Source organism: Micromonospora fluostatini (assembly GCF_050410825.1).
Classification (GTDB): domain Bacteria; phylum Actinomycetota; class Actinomycetes; order Mycobacteriales; family Micromonosporaceae; genus Micromonospora; species Micromonospora rosaria.
The window spans coordinates 2,930,028-2,948,342 of record NZ_CP191251.1 but is presented as its reverse complement, the minus strand read 5'-3'; the positions used below and the strand labels follow the sequence as shown (position 1 = coordinate 2,948,342).

Annotated in this window: 16 protein-coding genes; 13 read left to right on the top strand and 3 right to left on the bottom strand. The window is 72.6% G+C overall.

Annotation, left to right across the window (positions count from 1 at the left end):
- Position 1 precedes the first annotated feature (1 nt).
- The 3 genes from ACQUFX_RS12605 (at position 2) to ACQUFX_RS12595 (ending at position 2,513) form a co-directional block, all read left to right on the top strand.
- Complete coding sequence (locus tag ACQUFX_RS12605) at positions 2-955, top strand: ABC transporter ATP-binding protein (RefSeq protein WP_428966208.1); 954 nt, start codon at positions 2-4, stop codon at positions 953-955.
- Entirely contained in the window at positions 942-1,673 is a 732-nt protein-coding gene (locus ACQUFX_RS12600) for an ABC transporter permease (protein WP_428966207.1), read from the top strand. Before ACQUFX_RS12605 ends, ACQUFX_RS12600 begins: the two co-directional genes overlap by 14 nt.
- Positions 1,674-1,787: 114 nt before the next feature.
- Positions 1,788-2,513 carry a thioesterase II family protein gene (locus tag ACQUFX_RS12595; RefSeq protein ID WP_428966206.1) on the top strand — a complete coding sequence of 242 codons (726 nt, stop codon included), beginning with the start codon at positions 1,788-1,790 and terminating at the stop codon, positions 2,511-2,513.
- A 254-nt stretch (positions 2,514-2,767) separates the two neighbouring features.
- On the opposite strand, the gene ACQUFX_RS12590 is transcribed toward ACQUFX_RS12595, so the two are convergent.
- Positions 2,768-3,442: a hypothetical protein gene (locus ACQUFX_RS12590; RefSeq protein WP_428966205.1), complete on the bottom strand. Its 675-nt coding sequence runs from the start codon at positions 3,440-3,442 to the stop codon at positions 2,768-2,770.
- Positions 3,443-4,421: 979 nt separating this feature from the next.
- On the opposite strand from ACQUFX_RS12590, the gene ACQUFX_RS12585 reads away from it, so the two are divergent.
- The 9 genes from ACQUFX_RS12585 to ACQUFX_RS12545 all read left to right on the top strand — a co-directional run bounded on the left by ACQUFX_RS12585 (position 4,422) and on the right by ACQUFX_RS12545 (position 15,142).
- Positions 4,422-4,622 (top strand): hypothetical protein, encoded by a 201-nt coding sequence (locus ACQUFX_RS12585; RefSeq protein WP_428966204.1) that lies wholly within the window; start codon positions 4,422-4,424, stop codon positions 4,620-4,622.
- 114 nt (positions 4,623-4,736) lie between these two features.
- Positions 4,737-6,086: a glycosyltransferase family 2 protein gene (locus tag ACQUFX_RS12580; protein ID WP_428966203.1), complete on the top strand. Its 1,350-nt coding sequence runs from the start codon at positions 4,737-4,739 to the stop codon at positions 6,084-6,086.
- 19 nt (positions 6,087-6,105) lie between these two features.
- Positions 6,106-7,131 (top strand): ABC transporter ATP-binding protein, encoded by a 1,026-nt coding sequence (locus ACQUFX_RS12575; protein ID WP_428966202.1) that lies wholly within the window; start codon positions 6,106-6,108, stop codon positions 7,129-7,131.
- Positions 7,128-7,922, top strand: coding sequence for an ABC transporter permease (locus tag ACQUFX_RS12570; RefSeq protein WP_428966201.1), 795 nt, complete (start codon positions 7,128-7,130; stop codon positions 7,920-7,922). Before ACQUFX_RS12575 ends, ACQUFX_RS12570 begins: the two co-directional genes overlap by 4 nt.
- A gap of 1 nt (position 7,923) precedes the next feature.
- Positions 7,924-8,721: an ABC transporter permease gene (locus tag ACQUFX_RS12565; protein WP_428966200.1), complete on the top strand. Its 798-nt coding sequence runs from the start codon at positions 7,924-7,926 to the stop codon at positions 8,719-8,721.
- Entirely contained in the window at positions 8,721-10,337 is a 1,617-nt protein-coding gene (locus ACQUFX_RS12560; protein WP_428966199.1) for a nitroreductase family protein, read from the top strand. The genes ACQUFX_RS12565 and ACQUFX_RS12560 overlap by 1 nt, the downstream gene beginning before the upstream one ends.
- The gene (locus ACQUFX_RS12555) at positions 10,330-11,214 is read left to right on the top strand and encodes a TauD/TfdA family dioxygenase (protein ID WP_428966198.1); all 885 of its coding nucleotides are present in this window, start codon (positions 10,330-10,332) and stop codon (positions 11,212-11,214) included. The genes ACQUFX_RS12560 and ACQUFX_RS12555 overlap by 8 nt, the downstream gene beginning before the upstream one ends.
- Positions 11,211-13,211: a TOMM precursor leader peptide-binding protein gene (locus ACQUFX_RS12550; protein ID WP_428966197.1), complete on the top strand. Its 2,001-nt coding sequence runs from the start codon at positions 11,211-11,213 to the stop codon at positions 13,209-13,211. The genes ACQUFX_RS12555 and ACQUFX_RS12550 overlap by 4 nt, the downstream gene beginning before the upstream one ends.
- A complete protein-coding gene (locus ACQUFX_RS12545; protein ID WP_428966196.1) occupies positions 13,208-15,142 on the top strand; it encodes a TOMM precursor leader peptide-binding protein in 1,935 nt (644 codons plus the stop codon). Before ACQUFX_RS12550 ends, ACQUFX_RS12545 begins: the two co-directional genes overlap by 4 nt.
- Before the next feature lie 25 nt (positions 15,143-15,167).
- Here ACQUFX_RS12545 and ACQUFX_RS12540 read toward each other — a convergent pair whose 3' ends face one another.
- A complete protein-coding gene (locus tag ACQUFX_RS12540) occupies positions 15,168-16,112 on the bottom strand; it encodes an SDR family oxidoreductase (RefSeq protein WP_428966195.1) in 945 nt (314 codons plus the stop codon).
- A gap of 197 nt (positions 16,113-16,309) precedes the next feature.
- On the opposite strand from ACQUFX_RS12540, the gene ACQUFX_RS12535 reads away from it, so the two are divergent.
- Positions 16,310-17,149 (top strand): helix-turn-helix transcriptional regulator, encoded by an 840-nt coding sequence (locus ACQUFX_RS12535; RefSeq protein WP_428966194.1) that lies wholly within the window; start codon positions 16,310-16,312, stop codon positions 17,147-17,149.
- Between the two features lie 74 nt (positions 17,150-17,223).
- Here ACQUFX_RS12535 and ACQUFX_RS12530 read toward each other — a convergent pair whose 3' ends face one another.
- Entirely contained in the window at positions 17,224-18,273 is a 1,050-nt protein-coding gene (locus ACQUFX_RS12530) for a zinc-binding dehydrogenase (RefSeq protein WP_428966193.1), read from the bottom strand.
- Positions 18,274-18,315: the final 42 nt, after the last annotated feature.

Below are 18,315 nucleotides of genomic sequence, written 5' to 3'. Positions count from 1 at the left end.
AATGGCTGTAATCGAACTGGACCACGTCACGAAAACGTATAAGTCACGGGGTCGTCGGACGGTGGCCAACGACGACGTGAGCCTGCACGTCGACGCGGGTGAGGTGTTCGGCCTGTTCGGCCACAACGGCGCGGGCAAGACGACGATCGTGAACCAGCTGCTCGGGTTGTTGAAGCCCGACTCGGGCTCGATCGTCATCGACGGCAAGGACATCACGAAGAACCGGAACCTGGGGCGCTACCTGTGCTCGGTGCAGCCCCAGTCCAAGACCCCGCTCGGTGAGCTGACCCCCCGTGCGGTCACCCGCGTCATGGGTCAGATGCGCGGGATCAGCGCCGACGAGGTGGACCGGCGCACGACCGAGCTGTTCGAGCGGCTCGACATCATGCAGTGGGCGGACGTGCAGGGCAACAAGCTCTCCGGCGGGGTCCTGCGCCTCACCGGGTTCTGCATGGCCGCCGTCGCGCCCGGTCGGGTGGTGATCCTGGACGAGCCGACGAACGACGTCGACCCGGTCCGGCGGCGCTTCCTGTGGAGCGCGATCCGCGACCTGACCAAGGACGGCACGGCCGTCGTGGTGGTGACGCACAGCATCCGGGAGGCCGAGAGCGCTGTCGACACCATGGTCATCCTCAACGAGGGCAAGGTGATCACGCAGGGTGACGTCCACCAGATCAAGAGCGAGACGGCCGGCAACCGGATGAAGCTGGAAGCCGTCGCCACGGCGCCCGAGGACCGGTTCGTCAAGCCCGCCTGGGGCGAGAGCCTGAAGGTCGCGGACGCCAAACTGACCCTCGCATTCGAGCGCGAACTCGCCGCCGAGGCCCTCAAGTGGGCCGCCGAGCAGCGCGACGGCGGCCTGCTGGCGGAGTACTCCCTCACGGAGATCACCCTCGAAGACATGTACATCGAACTCGTCGGCAACAAGGGAGCGGTCGAAGGTGTCAACCGGTAGCAAGCTCAAGTACGTGATCGAACTCCAGGCCCGGAAGCAGGGCAGCTACCTGGTCGTCTTCTCGATCATCATGATCGTGATCGCCCTCGGCGTGGCGATCGGCTTCTCGTACCTGATGCGGTCGCCGGAGGGCGGCGACATGCTGTACCTGGCGACCGGCGCGCCGACGATCGTGCTGATCATGACGGCTCTGGTCACCGTGCCGATGCAGAACGCGGGCGCGAAGATGACCGGCTACCTCGACTTCGTCAAGGCGCTGCCGGTCGGCCGCAAGCTGTTCCTGATCGCCGATGTCGGCATCTGGGCCCTGGTCACCGTTCCGGCCATCGCCATCTCGGTCTTCGTCGCGCACCTGATCTTCGAGCCCGGCTACGCGATCTCGTGGACGATCGTCCCGGCCTTCGTGCTCATGGTGCTGTCCTGCTTCGCCATCGGGTACGGCTACTCGTTCGTCATGCCGGCCGAGCTCGCCATGGCCCTGTCGCAGCTCATCGCGTTCATCTCGCTGATGTTCTCGCCGATCAACTTCCCGATCGAACGGTTGCCCGGCTGGGTCCAGGCCGTCCACGAGGTGTTGCCGATCTACCACATGGCGGAAGTGATGCGAGCGTCGTTGGCGCACACGACGTTCGAAGCGGAGCCGATCAGCTACATCATGCTCGGCGCGTGGACGGTGATCGGGTTCTTCGGTGCCGCGAGGTTCCTGGAGAGGGCATGACCGTGTCGGTCGGCGACGCGGCCACGCGGTGCTGTGGCCGTGGCCGTGTCGTTGTTCCCCGGCGATCCGGGTGATCTGGTCGACGGCTCGACAGCAGGACAGGAAAGAGTGCCAGTGAGCATCGTGGAAAACCTCCCGCTCGTGTGCTTCCCGCACGCGGGTTCGGGGACGTTGTACTACAGCAAGTGGAAGTTCGCGTTCAGCGACGGCATCGACGTCCGGGTGGTCCAGTACCCGCTGCGGGAACAGCGGACCAACACGCCGATGCCGGCGTCGTTGCCCCTGCTCGCCCGGGACATCTTCACCGAGCTGGTGGACTCCTTCCGTGGGACGTACGCCATCTGGGGACACAGCATGGGCAGCATCGTCGGCTACGAGGTCGCCAAGCTGTGCCAGCAACGCCTGGACAACCCCCCGCTGATGTTCTTCACCTCCGGGTCGGCCGCGCCCTGCGACCGGGGGTTCCAGGCGGTGTCCGATCTGGACACCCCGGAGGGCATCAAGAAGGTGCTGCGCGACTACGGCGGGCTCACCGAGGAGAACCTGGCCGACGCGGACTTCATGAACTACTTCGCGCCGATCATCGGGGGCGACCTGAGGTTGCTGGGCGGCTACCAGGACGTGGCTGTCGAACAGTTGCGGTGCCCGATCGTGGTGATGAAGGGCCGTGCCGACCGGGTCGTCACCGACCAGTGGCAGCGGTACACCGAGCGCCCCGTGGCGACCACCGAGTTCGACGGCGGGCACTTCTTCATCGAGGAGCGACGGCCGGAGATCGCCGCGTTCATGGAGTCGAAGATCCAGCTGATGTGGCAGCGGAAGGCGGCTTCGGCCAGGTGACGTGGGCCGGGCGCCCGGCCGTGCCCAGTGCCGGCCGGTCGCCCACAGGCCAGCGGTCCGACCTGCCGCGAGCACGGGGCGGGACGCGACGCGGCCCCCGGGATCGCCTGCTCCGCCGCCGACCGCGCACCGGTCGGGTGGATCACGTCCCGGGAGCCTCGCCGGCAGGCCGGCCAGGGGATGGGGAGCCGGCGTCGGGTCGGGGCCCGGGTCGGCCTTCCGCCGGCCGGGGCGTCCGGCCGTCGAGGTGACCGTCAGCACGCCTGCCGCTGCGCGCCGTGATGCGTGCCGGCCACTCCGATCACGGTCTCGTCGGTGAGGGCGGTGTTGGCGGCCCGGCGGACGTAGCAGGAGTACCGGTGCTGGTTGATCACTTCGAGGTGGAGGTGGGCTCCGCTGTCGCCGTTGACCTGGTAGCAGCTTGAGTAGCGGAACCTGCCGGTCTCGCCGAGCTTGGTCCAGGGGCCGACGGTCGCGCCGACCACGATGCCGCCGGGCTTGTTGGTCACGTGCATGACGTCGGCCCTGGCCAGGATCTGACCCGTGGTGTTGTCGCGGGCCTCCAGGCCGATGCGGTAGCCGCCGTCGGCGAGGTTGCCGGTGGCGCAGCCGGGTCGCACGGTCACCACGGTGACCGTGACCGGGTGTCCGGAGGTGGTCCTGCTGCCGAAGGGGGAGACCACGGTGGCGCCCGGGTTGCGGTAGATGTCCACCGACCAGTCGTTCGGGTAGCCCCAGTTGCCGAAGACGATGTGGTGCGAGGCGGGTGCGGAGAGCCCGAACCGGTCCCAGGTGGAGGAGCCCTGCACCGGCGGGTACAGGTTGATCTTGTCGGCCTCGGGGTGGGCGCTGGCGGCGGTGATCGGCGTCAGGACGACCCCGGCGACGAGCGCGACGGCCACGGCGGCCCGAGCGAAGCTGAAACCCATCGGTCCTCCAGGAGTCTTCCCGTGTCCGCTTCCGCATCCCGGGTGGCGTGTGCCCGCTGCGGCTGGAAATTTACCACGATGGATCCATGGCGGCATCTGGCGCCGGCGGTGCGCCGGGACGCCGCCGCAGGGGTGCCCGGTCAGACAGCCGCCGGTCGGTGCCCGCTCCGCATGCCCCCGCGCAGTCGGGGATGTGCACCGACTGACGTCATGCCCGCCCGGGTGGGCATCGTCGCCCGGTGGAGGCGTCAGGATTCGGACAAGATTCGATCGGCCTACGCAAGCCGCAGGACACCCTGAGAACGTGAGAACGCGTGACGCCGTGGCGAGCACCTGAAACCCGTTCACCCACCGGACGTCGCTCGGCGGCGCCGCTCGCGAGGCGTCCTGGTCGTCCTGCTGACGTTGACCGTACTCCTCACGCCGGCCCCCGCCGCCCGCGCCACCGATCTTCCCGCCGGCGGAATGTCGGCCGAACAGCGGCGTAGGCCGGTGGGGTGCTGATCGGTGCGGCCGTGAGGATCAGCGCGGCGCCGACCGCGACTGTGGCGCGCCGGTATCCGGGGCGGATTCGGATCATGGGTGCCCCCTGCGGGTGGCGGAACCGGTAGGGATAGATTCGCAGCGCGGCCACCAGTACTATAGAAATAGCTCGATCCATCTCGGGTGTCCGCATTTTCTCCGGCCCGCGCCTCGGTGGCGGTCGGTCCGGGTGCGGGCGCGGCCAGCGAGCGGGCCCATCACGGGATCGACAGGTCCTGGCGGCCACGGACCCCGTGACCCGGAGCGCCGGTCCGGGGAACACGGGCGCCTTGGGTCCGCCGTGCCGGCGCACCGCGCCGCCTCGCCGCGCAGGCGGAGGAAGCTGTTAACTTTTGTTAAACCATGTTATCTCCCCGTGATCATTCTTCGATGTAGACACGCTGGGAGCGCTCCCTACACTCGTCGCGAAGATCACCTCACCTGAAGGAGGTTCGTGATGGGTGGAGCACTCGATCTGTCCGGTGTGGACGCCACCGACGTCTCGTGGGCGGACGGCGACGAGCAGTCGACCGGCCTGTACGCGGTGGCGCCGGTCGGCAGCGTCGCCGTGACCGAGAGCGCGAGCGACGGCAAGAGCTGCTGCGGCGGTGGCTGCGGCGGTCGGCCCATCCAGTGGTGCTGCATCAACTGCCACTGATCGGGTAGTGGGCGCCGACATGCCGCGACGCGGTGTGCCGGCGGCCGGTTGGGGCGTCGGCGCCGGCGCCCCAACCCCTGACTGCACACGAGGATCCGGGGAGGGATTCGGGGAATGGCTTCCGACGTGAACGGCGGTGTCGAGCTCAGCGTGGTGATTCCCACGCACGAGGACGCCCAGTGCCTGGAGCTGACGCTGCGGTCGTTGCGCCGGCAGAGCCTGGCACCGGAGCGGTTCGAGGTGATCGTGGTGCGCGACGGCGGTGACGGCGGCGACTACACCGACGTGGCCGACGTCGGCAAGGGACTGAACCTGCGGCTGGTCGAACTGGCCGAGCGTCAGGGCCGGGCGGCGGCGCGCAACGCGGGGGTCCGGCACGCCTCGGCCGATCTGCTGCTGTTCCTCGACTCCGATTCGTACGCCACCCCCGAACTGGTGGCACGACACCTGGAGCACCACCGGGACCCCGGCCGGCCCGCCGTCCTCATCGGGCGGCGCGACGAACTGGGGCTGCCCCACGTCAACGCCGCGCTCGCCGGCGAGCCCACCATCCCGGTACCGCACCGACGCGCCGACGGCGGCGGTGACCTGCGGTTCCCGGCCGGGCACCCGGCCGGCGAGGAGTGGTTGCAGGCGGGATGGCTGTTCGCGTTCACCCACAACGTCTCGGTCTCCCGGGCGCTGTTCGACGAGGTCGGTGGGTTCGACGAGCGGTTCGGGCTGCGCTGGGGGCTGGAGGACATCGAGCTGTTCTACCGGGTGCACCGGCATCTCGGGCTGCTCGACCGCAACTTCGCCTACGACGACGCGGCGGCCGCCTACCACCTGCCCCACCACCGCAACATCGACCGGAACTGGCAGGACTTCGCGAACAACCGGGGTCTCGTCGCCGAGAAGTACCCCGTCGTGGAGTGGGAGTTCGTCGGCATGCTGGAGGCCTACGACTCGGCGGAGCGGGTGGTGCACTACCGCGCGTCGATCGCCGACTGCCTGGCCCGGTCGGCGTGCCGGATCGGGCCCGCCGTCGAGCGGCTCGGACCGTGTCTGCCCGGCCACCGGGTGCTCTGGATCGGCACCGGCAGTGACCGGACCACCCTGCCCGAGGGAGCCCTGACCTTCGACTACGCCGCCCCGGCCGGCCCCACCAACCACCACCTGATCGGCATGAACCCGCCGATCGCCCCGGGCAGCCTCGACGCCGTGGTCAGCGTCGACTTCTGGCGCTACCTGCGGTGGGACGACCTCTGCCAGTTCCTCAACGTCGCCGGCGCGCTCGCCGGGGAGGTCCACCTGGTCAGCACCGGAGCCGCCCTCGCCGGCGCGGTCGACCCGGACGCGGCGACCTTCGGCTACCTCACCCGGGTCCTGCGGACCGCGTTCGGGACCACCGTCAGCGAGGTCGACGGCCTGGGCACGGTGCTGCGGCTGCGTCCGCACCTCCCACCGGCCGCCGCGACCGAGTGACCCGAGCCGGACGACGCTGATGACGCCCACCCCTGTGATCGAGGCCCACGGCCTGACCAAGACCTTCCGGATGCCGGACAAACGGCCGGGGCTGACCGGATCACTGCGCCACCTCGTCCGGCCACGGCACCGCTCGCACACCGCCGTGGACGGTATCGACCTGACCGTCGGGGCCGGGGAGGCCGTCGCCTACGTCGGGCCGAACGGGGCCGGGAAGTCGACCACGGTCAAGCTGCTCACCGGCATCCTCCAGCCCACCGCGGGGCAGGTCGAGGTCTGCGGCGTCGTCCCGCACCGCGACCGGTTCGCCAACGCGCGCAACATCGGGGTGCTCTTCGGCCAGCGCAGCCAGCTCTGGTGGGACCTGCAGGTCCGTGACTCGCTGTCGCTGCTGCGCGACATCCACCGTATTCCACGCCACCGGTACGAGGAGCGGCTCGCCGAGTTCGACGCCCTGCTCGGCCTGGGGGAGCTGCTGCCGGTGGTGGCCCGCCGGCTCTCCCTCGGCCAGCGGATGCGGGCCGACCTGGCCGCCGCCCTGCTGCACTCGCCCCCCGTGGTGTTCCTCGACGAACCCACCATCGGGTTGGACATCATCGCCCGGCAGGCGGTCCGGGACTTCCTGCGGGCCCAGTGCCGCGCCGGCACGACGGTGCTGCTGACCACCCACGACATCGGTGACATCGAGCAGGTGTGCCAGCGCCTGGTGATCATCGACGGCGGCCGGGTCATCTTCGACGGTCCGATCGACGTCGTCCGCGAGCAGGTCGCCCGGCAGCGCACGCTGCACCTGACACTGGACGCCGACTGGAGCGCGAGCCTCGACGCCGCCCTGCCGGGCACCCACCTGTCCCCGGGGACGTCACCCCGGCACATCTCGGTCGCCTTCGACCCCGCGAGCTACGGCGCGGGCGAGATCGTGGCGGCGGTGGCCGCCCGGGTCCCGGTCGTCGACCTGCGGATCGACGAGCCGTCGATCGAGGACGTGGTCCGCCGGGCGTACGCGGGCGACCTCGGCCGGCCGACCCCGGTGACGCCGGCATGAGACCGTACCTGAGCCTGGCCCGGATGGCCTGGTCGACCGTCCTGGTGTACCGGGGGGAGTTCCTGCTCCAGCTCGCCGGGGTCGCGGTGCAGACCGTGGCGCTGTTCGCGGTGTGGCGGGCGCTGTTCGCCGCCGAACCCGGGGGAGAGCTGGCCGGACTGTCCTGGGACCAGATGAAGGCGTACCTCTTCGTCGCCTTCCTGACCGGCACCCTGCTGTCCAGCTTCACCGACGGGCAGATCGCCCTGCGGGTGCTGGACGGGTCGGTGGCCCTCGACCTGGTCCGGCCGATCGACTACCAGGTGGCGCGGTTCGCGGAGTCGGTCGGCTACCTCGTCGGTGAGCTGGTCGTGGTCGCCGTGATGGGCTCGGTGCTCCTGCTGGCGTTCGGGGGGATGCCGCTTCCCGACCCCGCCCAGGCCGGGTGGTTCCTGCTCAGTCTGCTCGCGATGGTGCCGCTGAAGTTCGCGCTGGTCTACCTGGTCGGGCTGGCCTGCTTCTGGACGGGCAACTTCCACGGGCTGAGCCTGTCCCGGGTCGCGATCACCAACATCCTCTCCGGCGCGCTGGTGCCGATCGCCCTGTACCCCGGCTGGCTCCAGGCGATCTGCGCCTGGTCGCCGTTCCCCGGCATCGTCTCCACCCCGGCCTTGATCTTCCTCGGCCAGGCCCGGGGGGCCGAGGCGCTGGCCCTGATCGGCACCCAGGTGCTGTGGGTCGTGGTGCTCTGGGGCGGCGCCCGGCTGCTCTGGCGCGTCGCGGTCCGTCGGCTCGTGGTGCACGGGGGCTGACGTGAGCGGGCCGATCGAGGCGGTACGGATCTACCGCAGGCTGCTCGGGGCGCACCTGCGTGCCGTCCTGGAGTACCGGGCCGACGCGGTGCTCACCGTCGGGGCCGCCGTGCTGGGTCAACTGGCCGGGCTGGTCTTCGTGGCCACGATCTTCCGGCAGGTGCCCGTCCTGCAGGGCTGGACGCAGTGGGAGGTCCTCTGCGTCTGCGCGATGGTGATGCTCGCCGAGGGGATCGGCTCCCTGTTCTTCGAGGGCGCCTGGCAGTTGAGCGGGATGGTGAACCTCGGCGCCCTGGACTACCTGCTGGTCCGTCCGTACCCGGTGGTGCTCCAGGTGACCGGTGCGGCGGTCGGCGTCAACGGCCTGGGCAACGTCGTGTTCGGCACGGTGCTGCTGGTCGCGGCGGTCGGGCGGATCGACGTGGCCTGGTCACCGGTGACCGCGCTGTGGGCGGGGCTCCTGCTGGCCAGCGGGCTGCTGGTGAAGGTCGCCGTCAACCTCGCCACCAACGCGGCGGCGTTCTGGCTGCTGAGCCCGTCGAACTCGATCGCGGTCAGCGTGCACATGCTCGGCGACCTGGCCCGGTATCCACTGACCGTCTACGGCACGGGCGTCCGGGCGCTGCTGACCGTCGTCCCGGTCGCCTTCGTGGGCTACTTCCCCGCCGCGGCACTGCTGGACAAGGGCGTCCCGGCCACGGTCGGCACGCTGACCCCGGTCGTCGCGCTGGCCTGCGCTTTCGGTGCCTGGCGGGTCTTCGAGGCCGGACTGCGTCGCTACGAGAGCGCGGGGAACTGATGGCACCTGAACCACAGAACCGGCCCGGGCCGGGAGCCGTCGAGGAGGTCGGGGGCGTCGTCGCCCGCTACCTGGAGGCGGTGCGAACCCAGCCCAACCCGGCACCGTCGGCCTACCTGCCGCCGCAGAGCAAGCGCTATCCGGGCAGCCCGCGCACCCCGCTGCCCTGGCCGGGGCCGGGGGCGCCACCGCTGACCGGTACCGGCCTCGACCGGATCAGCGCCCTGCTGCTGGGCTACGGGCCCCGCCGGGTGGAGATGCTCACCTCCGCCGGGCTGTCGGCGTTGACCGGCACCCCGTCGAGCGGGCCGGCCTTCGCCCGCGTCCTGCCCGCCTGGTTCACCCTGCGCTGGTCCGTACCGTCCGGGGGCGCCTACTATCCCGGCGAGATCTACCTCGCCTGGGCCGGGTCCGGTGCGCTGCCCGCCGGCGTCTACCACTACGACCACGTCCACCACTGCCTGGAACTGCTCCGCGCCGGGGACCCGGTCGCCGACCTCGACCGGCTGCTGGGCCCGACGTCGGCCCCGGCGGACGGGGCACGGCGCAGCGCCCTGCTGCTGGCCTGCCGGCCCTGGAAGAACAGCAGCAAGTACCGTGCGTTCGGCTACCAGCTCGGCACCATCGACGTCGGCGTCCTGCTCGGACAGGTGGCCACGTCGGCGCAGGCCGGCACCGTCCACCTGGCCCCCGACCCGCGCCCGGCCGACGACCTGCTGGGGCTCGACGGCCTGGTGGAGAGCGTCTACGCGGTGGTCGAGATCCCCACCACCGCCACGGTCGGGACCGGCACCCCGCCGGACCGGACCCCGCCGCCGGACCCGGTCGGCCTGACCAACGACCGGCTCGCCCTGGCCGACGCCGATCCCCACGCGGTCGCCCTGCACCGGGCCGTCCCGGCCGGGGCCGACGCGCTGGTCCCGGCCGGCGGCCCCGCCCAGCCCCATCCGCCGGAGACCGGGCCGGTGGCAGCACCGCCGCCCACCACGGCACCGCTCCGGCTGCCCGAGGTCACGCCGCTGGACCTGGTCGCCGCCGCCGCCGGCCGGGCCTCGGCCAGCGACCTCGCCCCGGGCCTGCGCCTCGGGCAACTCGCCGACATCCTCGCGTACGGCGGCGGCCACCGGGCCACCACCCGCGCACTGGAGATCCTGTCCCGGCATCCGTTGCGCCCGTCGCTGTGGTGCCTGGTCAGTCAGGTGGACGGGCTGCCGGCCGGCGCGTACCGGTACGACCCGCGAGAGCACCTGCTGTGGCCGTCGGCCGGCACCGGGCAGCCGGCCCCGACCACCACCGTGGTCGAACGCCGCATGACCACGGCCGGTGTCACCGTCTTCGTCGTCGCCGGGGGGCACCCACCGGTGGCCGACCTGACACCCGTGGCGTTCCGCCGGCTCCACCTGCTCACCGGCGCCGTCGTGCAACTGACCGCCCTGGCCTGCCAGGCGGTCGGCGCGGCGGCCCGCCCGATCGGCGGTTTCTCGGCCCGCGACGCCGCCGCGCACCTGGGACTGCCCCCCGGACACACCCCCGTGGTGCAGCTCCTGCTCGGTGCCCCGAAACCGCGTGCCGGACTGCTGGCCGTCGGACTCACGGAAGGAATCTCGGATGGATGACGACCGGATCCCGGTGCTGACCGGTCGACCGGCGCCGGACACGGTCCTGGCGACCCTGGCCCGGCACGGGGCGGTGCTGCTGCGCGACGGCGACTGGCGGCGCGAGACGTTCGTGCGGCTCGGCGACGCGTTGATGACGCCACTGCCGTACGACGGCGCGTTCCACGACGAGCGGGACGTCGTCGGCGACGACCCGACCACCACCACGGTCACCCGGGGCACCCGGGGGATGCCGCTGCACCGTGAGGCGTCGTACGCCCCGGGCTCACCGGACCTGCTGACGTTCCTCTGCGAACGGCCGGCGGCCGACGGTGGCGGCACGACGCTCTGCGACGGGGTCGCGCTGCTCGCCGCCCTGCCCGAGCCGGTGCGGGAGCAGTTCGCACGGCTGGAGATCATCTGGGAGAGCCGGATGCCGACCGCCGCCTGGCAGCAGATGTTCGGCACCACCGACCGGGCCGTGGCGCGGCGCGCGCTGCGGCAGTGGGAGCCGTACCTGCGGCCGTGGGAGTCGATCCACGTCGACTTCACCGACGAGGAGCTGACGACCGGCTTCGGCACCCGCTGCACCCCGCCGACCAGGTTCGGCGCGCTCCCGGCCTTCTGCAACTCCCTGTTCATCAGCCGGCCGGGCGAGGACGAGTACCGGGACCAGCGGCTGCGGGTGCGGACCCGGTCCGGGACGCCGGTCGACGACCAGCTCGTCGCCGCCGCCGCCACGGCGGCGGCGGACCTCACCGTCACCGTCCCCTGGCGGGCGGGTGACGTCCTGGTCGTCGACAACTCCCGGTACCTGCACGGCCGCCAGGCGTTCCAGGACACCGGACGCACCGTTCTCGTCCGGATGGGCATGCTCGACCGGGAGGTGACCGCATGAGGGCCAAGCTGCGCGACGACCTGATGTACGTGGCGACCGAGGACGGCGTCTACCTGGAGACGGGCACCACCAGCACCGAGATCAGCGGCGGGGCCGCGTACGGCCTGATCCGCCGGATCGCCCCGCACCTGGACGGCAGCCGGACCGTCGCGGAGCTGACCGGGAGCCTGCCTCCGCACCACCAGCGGCTCGTCACCGACCTGGTCACCATGCTCGTGCACCGTGGCCTCGCCCGTGACCTGGACCGGGAGCCGCCACACCGGCTCCAGGACTGGGAGCTGAGCCGGTACCGGCAGGCGATCGCCTTCGCCGAACACGCCGCCGACGCCCCGCTGCACCGCTTCGAGTCCTTCCGGAACGGCCGGGTGCTGCTCATCGGCGCCGGAGCGGGCCTGGTCGCCCTGGTCCAGACCCTCTTCGACCTCGGCCTGCGGACGGCGACCCTGGTCGACACCGCCGAGTCGCCCACCGACCCGGCGGCCTGTCAGCGGATCCTCGACCGCTGCCGGGCCGGTGACCCGACCGTCGAGCTGAGTCTGCGCCCGGACCTCGCCGGTGCCCTGGCCGACGACGCCGCGCTGGCCGCCCTGGTCGGTGCGTACGACGCCGTCCTGCACTGCACCGACCGGCTGATGGCCGGCCGGGCGCTGAGCCTCAACCGGGTGGCCCGCGCGCACGGCGTACCGGTGCTGCACGCCCTCGCCACCGCCGGCAGCGCCTGGGTCGGCCCCACCGGCGCTGGAGCTGCCGGCGGCTGCTGGGAATGCGCGGTCTGGAGCGTGCACGGCACCAGCCGGTCCGGCGACGCGCCGCTGGAGAAGGACCAGCCGGACCTCGTCCCGGAGTACCTCACCCCACCGGTGGCCGCGCTCGTCGGAACGGCGCTCGGCTTCGGCTACTTCCGGCACGCCGTCGGCGCCGAGACCACCGCCACCAACCGCATGACCCACATCGACCTGGAGACGGCGGTCACCAGTGAGCACCTGCTCGGCGTCCATCCCCGCTGCCGCTCCTGCCGCAGGCCGGTGCCGGCGGACGGGCTCGCCGAACGGGTCGCGGTGATGGCTGCCCGGACCCCGGTCGACGCCGAGACGTTCGCGACCCGGGTGGCCACCCTGATCGACCCCCGGCTGGGGCCGGTGCTCGACATCGGCACCGGTCGGCAGTCGCAGATGTCGGTGAGCTGCATCGAGGCGACCGTCGCCGACGTGGCCGGCACCGGGACCGGGCCGACGACCGTCACCGCCATCGGGAGCAGCCGCCGGCAGGCGCTGAGCCGTGCGGCGGTGGCGGCGGTGGAGGCGCTCGCCGCGCAGGCGGCCACGGTGACCGGCACCGCCGCGGCGGCAGCCACGGTGACGGACGCCGCCGCGGCGGCAGCCACCGACCTGCCCCACTGGTGGGACCCGGCCACCGGCGACATCGTCACCGCGGAGCCCACCGCGCCGCTGGTCGCCGCCGGCTTCACCTGGGCGGAGGCCCTGGGCCGGGCGTTGCTCCGGCTGCGCCGTGCGGCGGCGACGGCACCGGACCCCGGCCACCTGCCCGCCGCGCCGGCCGACCCGGCGGTCCCGGACGGCTCCGTACTCGACCCGGCCCACTGGCCCGAGCCGGTCCGGACCATGGCGGCGGACATGGACGTCCTCGGACACGAGCTGGTCGCCTGGCGCGACGCGGCCAGCACCCCGACGGTCTTCGTCGGTACCGCCTCCGGCTGGCTCTCCCACACCACCGCGCCGGACGCCGACACCGCCCTGGAGCAGGCGATGCAGGCGGCGGTCGCCGGGCTCACCGGACGCAGCCCGGCCGGCGCGGACATCGGCCCGGACCCCGGCGCGGGCGACTGGGACGCCTGCCTCACCCCCCTGCTGAAGGAGGTGACCGACGGCGGGCAGCGGCTGCTCCTGCGGCCGGTCGACGACCTCCCCGGCACCCGGGACGTGCTCCCGTTCCTTGTCCAAGCCATGCTGACGCCGAACACCGGGAGCATCGGATGACCGAGACGATCACCGCGCCGACGCGATCCGTTCGGGTCCACGGGGACGGCCTCCTGTTCCAGGCCGTGGCGGCGGCGACGGACCGGCTCCGGAGCGGCCCCGACCGTCCCGTCGACCTGGTCGTCGTCGACGGTGTCGACCGGGCCGACCAGGTGCTGGACGCGGCCCGCGCCGCCTATCAGGACGGACGGGACTTCCTCCCGGTCTACCCGACCCCGCGCGGCGTCCGGATCGGTCCGTTCACCGTGGCCGGGCGGCCCGGGTGCCACCACTGCGTCCGGGTCCGCGAGGGCCGGGCGCGGGTCACCGGCACACCCCAGCGGTCGGCCCTCTGGCAGGGCCTGTACGAGGGGTCCGTGACCGCCCCGACCCCCGTCCTCGGCCCGCCGGTGCTCGCCACCGTGGTCGCGTTGGTGACCGACGAGCTGGCGCGCGTGGCGCGCGGTGCCGCCCCCCGGTGCGCCGACGCGGTCCTGGAGGTCACCACCGCCACCCTGGCGGTCAGCCGGCACCGGTTCATCGCCGACCCCGAGTGTCCGCTGTGCTCGGCGCTGCCCGACGACGGTCCCGAGGCGGGCACCTTCACCCTGGTCTCCCGGCCCAAGTCGGCGCCGGACGACTACCGCGCCCGCAGTCTCGCCGCCGAGCACCAGCGGCTGCTGGACACCATGGTCAACGTCGAGACCGGCCTGATCTCGTCGATGACCATCCACCACAACCACCCCATGATCCTGGCCGCGGCCATCGGCGGGGCGGCGTGCTGCACCGACCTGTCCGGGTACGGGCGCACGTTCAGCTATCCCGCCAGCGTGGCGGTCGCCGTCGCCGAGGCGCTGGAGCGGCTGGGCGGCACCCTGCCCCGGTCCCGCCGGACCCGGGTCCGCGCCTCGTTCCGCGAGCTCGGCCCCGAGCGTGCGGTCGCACCACCGACCCTCGGGCTGCCCGACGACCCGCCGCACCCACACGCGGTGCGCTACCACCCGGACCTGCCGGTGGAGTGGGTGTACGGGTACTCCTTCCGCCAGGGCGGCCCGGTCCTGGTCCCGGAGAGCGCGGCCTACTACGGCTCCCACGCGACGGCCTTCGGCCTGGAGAGCTCCAACGGGTGCGCGCTCGGCGGGAACCTGGAGGAGGCCATCCTGCACGGCATCTTCGAGGTGGCCGAGCGCGACGCCTTCCTGGCCACCTGGTTCGCCCGGCTGCCGGTCCCCCGGGTCGACCCGCTGACCTCCGCGGACCCGATGACCCGACTGCTGGTGCGCTGGCTGGAGCGGACCACCGGCAGCCGGTTGCACGTCTTCGACATCACGATGCCGGAGGGGGTGCCCGCGCTCTGGTTGATGCTGGTGGACGAGACGGGACGGTCGGGTCAACCCAAGGCGTTCTGCGGCGCGGGCGCGCACCTCGACCCCGAACGGGCGCTGTGGTCCGGGCTGGTCGAGCTGGCCAGCGTCGCCGACGCCACGCGGGAGATGGTGGCCACCGACACCACCGCCCCCGGGCTGGTCGCCGACTCCGACCTGGTCCGGTCGATGGAGGACCATGCCCTGGTCGCCGCCTCCCCGGCCAGTTGGGACCGCTTCGGCTTCCTCTACCAGCGCGACGAGATCGTGTCGATGGAGACCGCGTTCCCGCCCGCGAAGCGGTACCGGCCGGCCCCGGACCTGCTCGAGGACCTGCGGTGGATCGTGGGCCGGTACCTCGACAGCGGTCTGGACGTGGTGGTCGTCGAGCAGACGGCCCGGGAGCAGGCCACCGTCGACCTCACCTGCGTCAAGGTCCTCATTCCGGGTACCCTGCCGATGGTCTTCGGGCACCGGAACCGGCGGGTCGACCTGCCCCGGCTCCGGGAGCTTCCGGTACGGCTGGGTTACCGGTCCACACCGCTGCCTCCCGAGGAGATCAACCCCTTTCCGCACCCCTTCCCCTGAGCAGGGTCGGGGACGGGGCCGGTGGTCAGGCGGCGACGAACGCGGTCCTGGTGAGCTGCTCGGAGACCTCCCAGACCCGCGCGGCCTCCTCGGTGCTGCGCAGCGGGGGGTACATCCGCTGTTCGGCCGGCGGGCCCCCGAGGTTGCCGGGGCCGCTGGGCCCGTACAGGACACCGGGCCTGGCGGTCGGATCGGTCGCGGCCATGAGCGCGGGCAGCTTCGCGGTCTCGACCGTGCCGGCCAGGATGCCCCGCGCCGACATGGCCCGGATCAGGCGGTACTGGGGGACGTCCTGGCGGCGGCCGAGTTCGGGACGGGCGGCCAGCAGGCTGGTGGGGGCGACCCCGGGGTGGGAGAGGTTGCTGGTGATGCCCCATCCGTGCGCCCTGCTGCGCCGGTCCAGCTCCAGGCCGAACAGTCCGAAGGCGATCTTCGACTGGCTGTAGGCGCGCATGCCGTGGTACGAGCGGTCCCAGTTCAGGTCGTCCCAGTTGATCCGGCCGCGCCGCGCGGCGATGCTGACCTGCGAGGTGACCCGGGCGCCCCCGGCGCGCAGCAGCGGGAGCAGCCGGCCGACCAGCGCGAAGTGGCCGAGGTGGTTGGTGCCGAACTGCAGCTCGAAGCCGTCGGCCGTGCTCTGCCGGTTCGGCGGTCGCATCACGCCCGCGTTGTTGATCAGGATGTGGATCGGGTGGCCCTCCTCGCGCAGGGTGTCGCCCAGGGCGGCGACCGACTCCAGCGAGGACAGGTCGAGGCTGCGCAGCGAGAACGTCGCGCCGGGGGCGGCCCGTCGGATCGTGGTGATCGCGGCCTCGCCCTTGCGGGGGTTGCGGACGGGCAGGATCACCTCGGCGCCGGCTGCCGCCAGCCGGGTGGCCATCCCCAGGCCCATCCCGTCGCTCGCGCCGGTGACGACGGCGCGCTTCCCGGACAGGTCGGGCAGGGTGATGTCGATCGGGGTACGAGGCATGGCTGATGCTCCTCCGGTTGACGGTGCGATCGTCGGGTTCCGCCGTCGATCGTCGGCGCAATGCGGAGCGGTAACCACGGCCTACCGATCACAGGCTCGCGGGGTCACCCCTGCGCCTCCGACGGGGGGATCGGTGGGCCGTGGCTACCGCCGGGTGCGGGCGCTAGAAACGAGGCAGTACTCGAAGGGGGAGCCTCGTGATCGATCGCACCGGGCTGGCGGAGTTCCTGCGCAACCGGCGTGAGGCACTGCAACCGGAGGACGTCGGCCTGCCGCGCGGGCAGCGCCGCCGGACCAACGGCCTACGGCGCGAGGAGGTCGCGACCTTGTGCCACATGTCGACCGACTACTACTCCCGGCTGGAGCGGGAACGCGGTCCGCAGCCGTCGCACCGGATGCTCGCCGCCATCGCCCAGGGTCTGCACCTGACGATCGACGAGCGGGACCACCTGTTCCGGCTGGCCGGGCACCACCCGCCGCCCAGGGGCAGCTCCACCGACCACATCAGTCCGGGCCTGTTGCGGGTGCTCGACCGCCTGGACGACACCCCCGCCGAGATCGTCACCGAGCTGGGGGAGACCCTGCGCCAGTCGCCGATGGGCGTCGCCCTCACCGGGGACCTGACCCGGTACACCGGGCCGGCCCGCAGCGCGGGGTACCGGTGGTTCACCGATCCCGCCGTCCGGCGGCGCTACGCGCCCGAGGAGCACCCGTTCCTGAGCCGGATGTGGGCCTCGGGGCTGCGCGAGCTGGTCACCCTCCGGGGACCGGGCTCCCGGGCGGCCCACCTGGCGGATCTGCTGCTGGCCCGCAGCGAGGAGTTCCGGCGGGTCTGGGACGACCACGAGATCGGGGTACGTCCCCGCGAGGTGAAGCGGTTCCTCCACCCCGAGGTCGGCCTGCTGGAGCTGAACTGCCAGCAGTTGGTCGACCCGGGCCAGGCGCACGCGCTGCTGGTCTACACCGCCGTACCCGGCAGCGAGAGCTACGAGAAGCTCCGGGTGCTCTCCGTCATCGGCGCGCAGACCCTGCGCTGATCCGCGCGGTGGCCGATGTCACCGCCGTGCCTGCCCGGCGGCGTCGCCGGTGTGGTGCGTGAAGACGCGTGCCCCTACGGCCGCAGGACGATCTTTCCCACGTGGTGCCGGCGGGCGAGTTCCTCCTGTGCGCGGGCGGCCTGGTGCAGCGGGAACGTCGCGGCGATGACGGGGTCGATCGCGCCCCGTCGGGCCAGGTCCATGAGGAGCGCGAAGTGTGCGGGGGTGTGCATCGACGAGCCGATCAACTGCGTGTTGTGCAGGTACAGCCGGCGCACGTCGAAGGCCACGTCGTAGCCGCCGAGCGCGCCGGCGACGACCCACCGGCCGCCGTCGCGCAGCAGCGGCAGGCCCTCGCGGACGAGGTCCCCGGCGACGACGTCGAGTGCGACGTCGATGCCTCCCGGGGCTGCGGCGCGGAGCTGCGCGACGACGTCCTGTGCGCGGTCGATGACGTCGTGTGCTCCGGCGTCGCGTACCGGATCGGCCTTGGCCGCACCGCTGATGGCGAGGACCCGCGCGCCGCGTGCCCGGGCGAGCTGCACCAGCGCCACGCCGACGCCGCCGGAGGCCCCCGAGACCAGCACGGTCTCGCCCTCGCGTACCCGGCCGCGCTCGATCATGCCCAGCGCGGTGCCGTACGCGGTCGGCAGGGCCGCGAGCTGGTCGTCGCGGAGCGGGGACTTTGTCGCGTCGTGCACCTGTGCCGCCGGCGCGGTGACGTACTCGGCGTACCCGCCGTCCCGTTCGCTGCCCATCAGGCCCACCGGGTTGGCGTCCGGCCCGTCGGCGTCGTAGCTCGCCGGATCGACGACCACCCGGCGTCCGACGAGGCTCTCGTCGACGCCGGGGCCGACCGACGCGACCCGGCCGGCCACGTCGGCGCCCTGGACGCGGGGGAAGTCGATGGGGCCCCGCCAGCCCGACAGCGCCGTCGGGTCCCCGGGGCGGCCGTAGGCGCCCTCCCGGGTCCACAGGTCGGTGTTGTTCAGCGCCGCCGCGCCGACCCGGACGAGCACCTCGCCCGTCCGTGGGGTGGGTACGGCCACCCGCGCCCGCTCCAGCACGTCCGGCCCGCCGTGGCGCGTGATCCGTACCACCTGCATGGTCTCCGGCGCGGTCATCTCTCATCCTCCCTCGCACGTACACTGATCGGTGAACCACCA